Below are 6,887 nucleotides of genomic sequence, written 5' to 3' on the forward strand. Positions count from 1 at the left end.
TATGGCGCAGTCGAAACTCTATCCTGTGGTGATGGCAGGTGGCTCCGGTAGCCGCTTATGGCCACTTTCCCGCGTACTTTACCCCAAGCAGTTTTTATGCCTGAAAGGTGATCTCACCATGCTGCAAACCACCATCTGCCGCCTGAACGGCGTGGAGTGCGAAAGCCCGGTGGTGATTTGCAATGAGCAACATCGTTTTATTGTCGCGGAGCAATTGCGTCAACTAAACAAACTCACCGAGAACATTATTCTCGAACCGGTAGGGCGCAACACCGCGCCCGCCATTGCGCTGGCGGCACTGGCGACAAAACGCCATAGCCCCGAGAGCGACCCGTTAATGCTGGTGCTGGCGGCGGATCATGTGATTGCCGATGAGGACGCTTTTCGCAGCGCCGTGCGTAATGCCATGCCGTATGCCGAAGCGGGCAAGCTGGTGACCTTCGGCATTGTGCCGGATCTACCTGAAACCGGTTATGGCTATATTCGTCGCGGCGACGTTTCCCCCGGCGAGCAAGATACGGTGGCCTTTGAAGTGGCGCAGTTTGTCGAAAAACCGAATCTGGAAACCGCGCAGGGCTATGTGGCAAACGGCGATTATTACTGGAACAGCGGCATGTTCCTGTTCCGCGCCGGACGTTATCTCGAAGAACTGAAAAAATATCGTCCGGATATTCTAGACGCCTGTGAAAAAGCGATGAGCGCCATCGATCCGGATCTCGATTTTATTCGTGTGGATGAAGAAGCGTTTCTCGCCTGCCCGGAAGAGTCGGTGGATTACGCGGTCATGGAACGCACGGCAGATGCCGTTGTGGTGCCGATGGATGCGGGCTGGAGCGATGTCGGTTCCTGGTCCTCATTATGGGAGATCAGCGCACACACCGCCGAGGGCAATGTTTGCCACGGCGACGTGATTAATCACAAAACCGAAAACAGCTATGTGTATGCCGAATCTGGCCTGGTGACCACCGTTGGGGTGAAAGATCTGGTCGTGGTGCAGACCAAAGACGCGGTGTTGATTGCCGATCGGAACGCGGTGCAGGATGTGAAAAAAGTGGTCGAGCAGATCAAAGCTGATGGTCGTCATGAGCATCGGGTGCATCGCGAAGTGTACCGCCCGTGGGGCAAATACGACTCTATCGACGCAGGCGACCGCTACCAGGTGAAACGCATCACCGTGAAACCGGGCGAGGGGTTGTCGGTACAGATGCACCATCACCGGGCAGAACACTGGGTGGTGGTGGCGGGAACGGCAAAAGTCACCATTGACGGTGATATCAAACTGCTTGGTGAAAACGAGTCCATTTATATTCCGCTGGGGGCGACGCATTGCCTGGAAAATCCGGGGAAAATTCCGCTCGATTTAATTGAAGTGCGCTCCGGCTCTTATCTCGAAGAGGATGATGTGGTGCGTTTTTCGGATCGCTACGGACGGGTGTAAACGCCTTATCCGACCTGTGGTTCGGGTTTTGTAGGCCTGATAAGACGCGGTAGCGTCGCATCAGGCGCTGGCTGTCGGATGCGGCGTGAACGCCTTATCCGACCTGTAGTTCGGGTTTTGTAGGCCTGATAAGACGCGGTAGTGTCGCATCAGGCGCTGGCTGTCGGATGCGGCGTGAACGCCTTATCCGACCTGTGGTTCGGGTTTTGTAGGCCTGATAAGGCGCGGTAGCGTCGCATCAGGCGCTGGCTGTCGGATGCGGCGTGAACGCCTTATCCGACCTGTGGTTCGGATTTTGTAGGCCTGATAAGGCGCGGTAGCGTCGCATCAGGCGCTGGCTGTCGGATGCGGCGTGAACGCCTTATCCGACCTGTGGTTCGGGTTTTGTAGGCCTGATAAGACGCGGTAGCGTCGCATCAGGCGCTGGCTGTCGGATGCGGCGTGAACGCCTTATCCGACCTGTGGTTCGGGTTTTGTAGGCCTGATAAGACGCGGTAGCGTCGCATCAGGCGCTGGCTGTCAGATGCGGCGTGAACGCCTTATCCGACCTGTGGTTCGGGTTTTGTAGGCCTGATAAGGCGCGGTAGCGTCGCATCAGGCAATGAATGCCGAATCGCGATGTAAATAACGACAAAAACAAAATTGGCCGCTTCGGTCAGGGCCAACTATTGCCTGAAAAAGGGTATCGACATGAAAAAATTAACCTGCTTTAAAGCCTACGATATTCGCGGAAAATTAGGCGAAGAACTGAATGAAGATATTGCCTGGCGCATTGGTCGCGCCTATGGCGAATTTCTTAAACCGAAAACCATTGTATTAGGTGGTGATGTCCGCCTCACCAGTGAAACCTTAAAACTGGCGCTGGCAAAAGGTTTACAGGACGCGGGCGTCGATGTGCTGGATATCGGCATGTCAGGCACCGAAGAGATCTATTTTGCCACGTTCCATCTCGGCGTAGATGGCGGTATCGAAGTCACCGCCAGCCATAATCCGATGGATTACAACGGCATGAAACTGGTGCGCGAAGGGGCTCGCCCGATCAGCGGCGATACCGGACTGCGCGACGTCCAGCGTCTGGCGGAAGCCAATGACTTTCCGCCTGTCGATGAAACAACACGTGGTCGCTATCAGCAAATCAACCTGCGTGACGCTTACGTTGATCACCTGTTCGGTTATATCAACCACAAAAACCTCACGCCGCTCAAGCTGGTGATCAACGCCGGTAACGGCGCTGCGGGGCCGGTGGTGGATGCTATCGAAGATCGTCTGAAAGCACTCGACGCCCCCGTGGAATTAATCAAGGTGCACAACACGCCAGACGGCAATTTCCCCAACGGTATTCCTAATCCGCTGCTGCCGGAATGCCGCGACGATACGTGTAATGCGGTTATCAAACACGGTGCGGACATGGGTATTGCCTTTGATGGCGATTTCGACCGCTGCTTCCTGTTCGACGAAAAAGGGCAGTTTATCGAGGGCTACTACATCGTCGGCCTGCTGGCAGAAGCGTTCCTCGAAAAAAATCCTGGCGCGAAGATCATCCACGATCCGCGTCTCTCCTGGAACACTGTCGATGTGGTGACCGCTGCAGGCGGTACGCCGGTGATGTCGAAAACCGGACACGCCTTTATTAAAGAACGTATGCGCAAGGAAGACGCCATCTACGGTGGCGAAATGAGCGCCCATCACTATTTCCGTGATTTTGCTTATTGCGACAGCGGCATGATCCCGTGGCTGTTGGTAGCCGAACTGGTGTGCCTGAAAGGGAAAACACTGGGTGAACTGGTGCGTGACCGCATGACGGCATTTCCGGCAAGTGGGGAGATCAACAGCAAGCTGGCGCAACCCGCTGAGGCAATTAACCGCGTCGAACAGCACTTTAGCCGCGAGGCGCTGGCGGTGGATCGCACCGACGGCATCAGCATGACCTTTGCCGACTGGCGTTTCAATCTGCGCTCCTCCAACACTGAACCGGTGGTGCGGCTGAATGTGGAATCGCGCGGCGATGTGCCGCTGATGGAAGCGCGAACGCGCACTCTGCTGACGTTGCTGAACGAGTAATGTCTGTTTTTCCCTTACCCCATTGCGGGTAAGGGGCTAATAACAGGAACAACGATGACAAATCTAAAAAAGCGCGAGCGAGCGAAAACCAATGCATCGTTAATCTCTATGGTGCAACGCTTTTCAGATATCACCATCATGTTTGCCGGACTATGGCTGGTTTGCGAAGTGAGCGGGCGGTCATTCTTCTACATGCATCTGTTGGTGGCGCTGATTACGCTGGTGGTGTTCCAGATGTTGGGCGGCATCACCGATTTTTATCGCTCCTGGCGCGGTGTTCGGGCAACGACAGAATTTGCCCTGCTGCTACAAAACTGGACGCTAAGCGTGATTTTTAGCGCCGGACTGGTGGCGTTTAATAATGATTTCGATACGCAACTGAAGGTCTGGCTGGCGTGGTATCTGCTGACCAGCATCGGACTGGTGGTTTGCCGTTCATGCATTCGTATCGGTGCGGGATGGTTGCGTAATCATGGCTATAACAAACGCATGGTCGCGGTGGCGGGGGACTTAGCCGCCGGACAAATGCTGATCGAGAGCTTCCGTAATCAGCCGTGGTTAGGGTTTGAAGTGGTGGGCGTATATCACGATCCGAAGCCGGGCGGCGTTTCTAATGACTGGGCAGGCAACCTGCAACAACTGGTTGAGGACGCTAAAGCGGGCAAGATTCATAACGTCTATATCGCCATGCAGATGTGCGACGGCGCGCGAGTGAAAAAGCTGGTACATGCGTTGGCAGACACCACCTGTTCGGTGCTGCTGATCCCCGATGTATTTACTTTCAACATTCTCCATTCACGTATCGAAGAGATGAACGGCGTACCGGTGGTGCCGCTGTACGACACGCCGCTTTCTGGGGTTAACCGCCTGATCAAACGCGCTGAAGATATTGTGCTGGCTACCTTGATCTTACTGCTGATCTCCCCGGTGCTGTGCTGCATTGCCCTGGCAGTGAAACTGAGTTCCCCTGGGCCAATAATTTTCCGCCAGACCCGCTATGGCATGGATGGCAAGCCGATCAAAGTGTGGAAGTTTCGCTCTATGAAAGTGATGGAAAATGACAACGTCGTGACCCAGGCGACACAAAACGATCCGCGTGTGACCAGAGTGGGGAACTTTCTACGTCGAACCTCGCTGGATGAACTGCCGCAATTTATCAATGTGCTGACGGGAGGAATGTCGATTGTTGGTCCGCGCCCGCACGCGGTGGCGCATAACGAACAATATCGCCAGCTCATTGAAGGCTACATGCTGCGCCATAAAGTGAAACCAGGCATTACCGGTTGGGCGCAGATTAACGGCTGGCGCGGCGAGACCGACACGCTGGAGAAAATGGAAAAACGCGTCGAGTTTGACCTTGAGTATATCCGCGAATGGAGCGTCTGGTTCGATATCCGGATCGTTTTCCTGACGGTGTTCAAGGGCTTCGTTAACAAAGCGGCATATTGATATGAGCTTACGTGAAAAAACCATCAGTGGCGCGAAGTGGTCAGCGATTGCCACGGTGATCATCATCGGCCTGGGACTGGTACAGATGACCGTGTTGGCGCGGATTATCGATAACCATCAGTTCGGCCTGCTTACCGTGTCGCTGGTGATCATTACGCTGGCAGATACGCTTTCTGACTTCGGCATCGCCAACTCCATTATTCAGCGGAAAGAAATCAGTCACCTTGAACTCACCACGCTGTACTGGCTGAACGTTGGGCTGGGGATCGTGGTGTGCGCGGCGGTGTTTTTGTTGAGTGACGCCATTGGTGGCGTGCTGAATAACCCGGATTTGGTGCCGTTGATTAAAACATTGTCGCTGGCGTTTGTGGTGATCCCCCACGGGCAACAGTTCCGCGCGTTGATGCAGAAGGAACTGGAGTTCAACAAGATCGGCATGATCGAAACCAGCGCCGTGCTGGCGGGCTTTACCTTTACGGTGGTTAGCGCTCATTTCTGGCCACTGGCGATGACCGCAATCCTTGGTTATCTGGTCAATAGTGCGGTGAGAACGCTGCTGTTTGGCTACTTTGGCCGTAAAATTTATCGTCCCGGCCTGCATTTTTCGCTGGCGTCGGTGGCACCAAACTTACGTTTTGGTGCCTGGCTGACGGCAGACAGCATCATCAACTATCTCAATACCAACCTTTCAACGCTGGTGCTGGCACGTATTCTCGGCGCGGGCGTGGCGGGGGGCTACAACCTGGCGTACAACGTGGCTGTTGTACCGCCGATGAAGTTGAACCCGATAATCACCCGCGTGCTGTTTCCAGCGTTCGCCAAAATTCAGGACGACACCGAAAAGCTGCGCGTCAACTTCTACAAGCTGCTGTCGGTGGTGGGGATTATCAACTTTCCAGCGCTGTTGGGATTGATGGTGGTAGCCAATAATTTTGTGCCGCTGGTATTTGGTGAGAAATGGAACAGCATCATTCCGGTGCTGCAATTGCTGTGCGTGGTGGGGCTACTGCGTTCAGTGGGTAACCCGATTGGTTCGCTGCTGATGGCGAAAGCGCGGGTCGATATCAGCTTTAAATTTAACGTATTCAAAACCTTTCTGTTTATTCCGGCGATTGTTATTGGTGGGCAGATGGCGGGCGCAATCGGCGTCACGCTGGGCTTCCTGCTGGTGCAGATTATCAACACTGTGCTGAGTTATTTCGTGATGATTAAACCGGTGCTCGGCTCCAGTTATCGGCAGTACATCCTGAGCTTGTGGCTACCGTTTTATCTCTCATTACCGACGCTGGTGATCAGTTATGTGCTGGGCGTGGTGCTGAAAGGGCAACTGGCACTGGGGACGCTGCTGGTGGTGCAAATTACCGCAGGCGCACTGGCGTTTATGGTGATGATTGTGCTGTCGCGCCATCCGCTGGTGGTGGAAGTGAAGCGTCAGTTTTGTCGCAGCGAAAAAATGAAAATGCTTTTACGGGCGGGGTGAGTTGTTGTTTTCGGTTCCGGCAACGGTTGCCGGATGCGGCGTAAAACGCCTTATCCGGCCTACGGTTCAGTGCCCGGATCTTGTAGGCCTGATAAGACGCGTCAGCGTCGCATCAGGCGCTGAATGCCGGATGTGGCGTAAAACGCCTTATCCGGCCTACGGTTCAGTGCCCGGATTTTGTAGGCCTGATAAGACGCGTCAGCGTCGCATCAGGCGTTGAATGCCGGATGCGGCGTAAAACGCCTTATCCGGCCTACGGTTCAGTGCCCGGATCTTGTAGGCCTGATAATACGCGTCAGCGTCGCATCAGGCGTTGAATGCCGGATGTGGTGAAAACGCCTTATCCGGCCTACGGTTCAGTGCCCGGATTTTGTAGGCCTGATAAGACGCGTCAGCGTCGCATCAGGCGTTGAATGCCGGATGCGGCGTAAAACGCCTTATCCGGCCTACGGTTCAGTG

4 protein-coding genes are annotated in these 6,887 nt (G+C 54.6%); all 4 read left to right on the forward strand.

Annotation, left to right across the window (positions count from 1 at the left end):
* Nucleotide 1: 1 nt before the first annotated feature.
* The 4 genes from cpsB (at nucleotide 2) to wzxC (ending at nucleotide 6,428) form a co-directional block, all read left to right on the forward strand.
* Nucleotides 2–1,438: a mannose-1-phosphate guanyltransferase gene (gene cpsB, locus A9587_RS16635; protein WP_016248894.1), complete on the forward strand. Its 1,437-nt coding sequence runs from the start codon at nucleotides 2–4 to the stop codon at nucleotides 1,436–1,438.
* Between the two features lie 690 nt (nucleotides 1,439–2,128).
* Nucleotides 2,129–3,499 carry a colanic acid biosynthesis phosphomannomutase CpsG gene (gene cpsG, locus A9587_RS16640; protein ID WP_105264049.1) on the forward strand — a complete coding sequence of 457 codons (1,371 nt, stop codon included), beginning with the start codon at nucleotides 2,129–2,131 and terminating at the stop codon, nucleotides 3,497–3,499.
* Nucleotides 3,500–3,553: 54 nt separating this feature from the next.
* Nucleotides 3,554–4,948: an undecaprenyl-phosphate glucose phosphotransferase gene (gene wcaJ, locus A9587_RS16645; protein ID WP_000183151.1), complete on the forward strand. Its 1,395-nt coding sequence runs from the start codon at nucleotides 3,554–3,556 to the stop codon at nucleotides 4,946–4,948.
* Between the two features lies 1 nt (nucleotide 4,949).
* Nucleotides 4,950–6,428 carry a colanic acid undecaprenyl disphosphate flippase WzxC gene (gene wzxC / locus A9587_RS16650; RefSeq protein ID WP_105264050.1) on the forward strand — a complete coding sequence of 493 codons (1,479 nt, stop codon included), beginning with the start codon at nucleotides 4,950–4,952 and terminating at the stop codon, nucleotides 6,426–6,428.
* The last annotated feature ends 459 nt before the right edge of the window (nucleotides 6,429–6,887 follow it).

It is taken from the genome of Escherichia sp. MOD1-EC6162, assembly GCF_002965125.1.
Taxonomy (GTDB): Bacteria; Pseudomonadota; Gammaproteobacteria; order Enterobacterales; family Enterobacteriaceae; genus Escherichia; species Escherichia marmotae.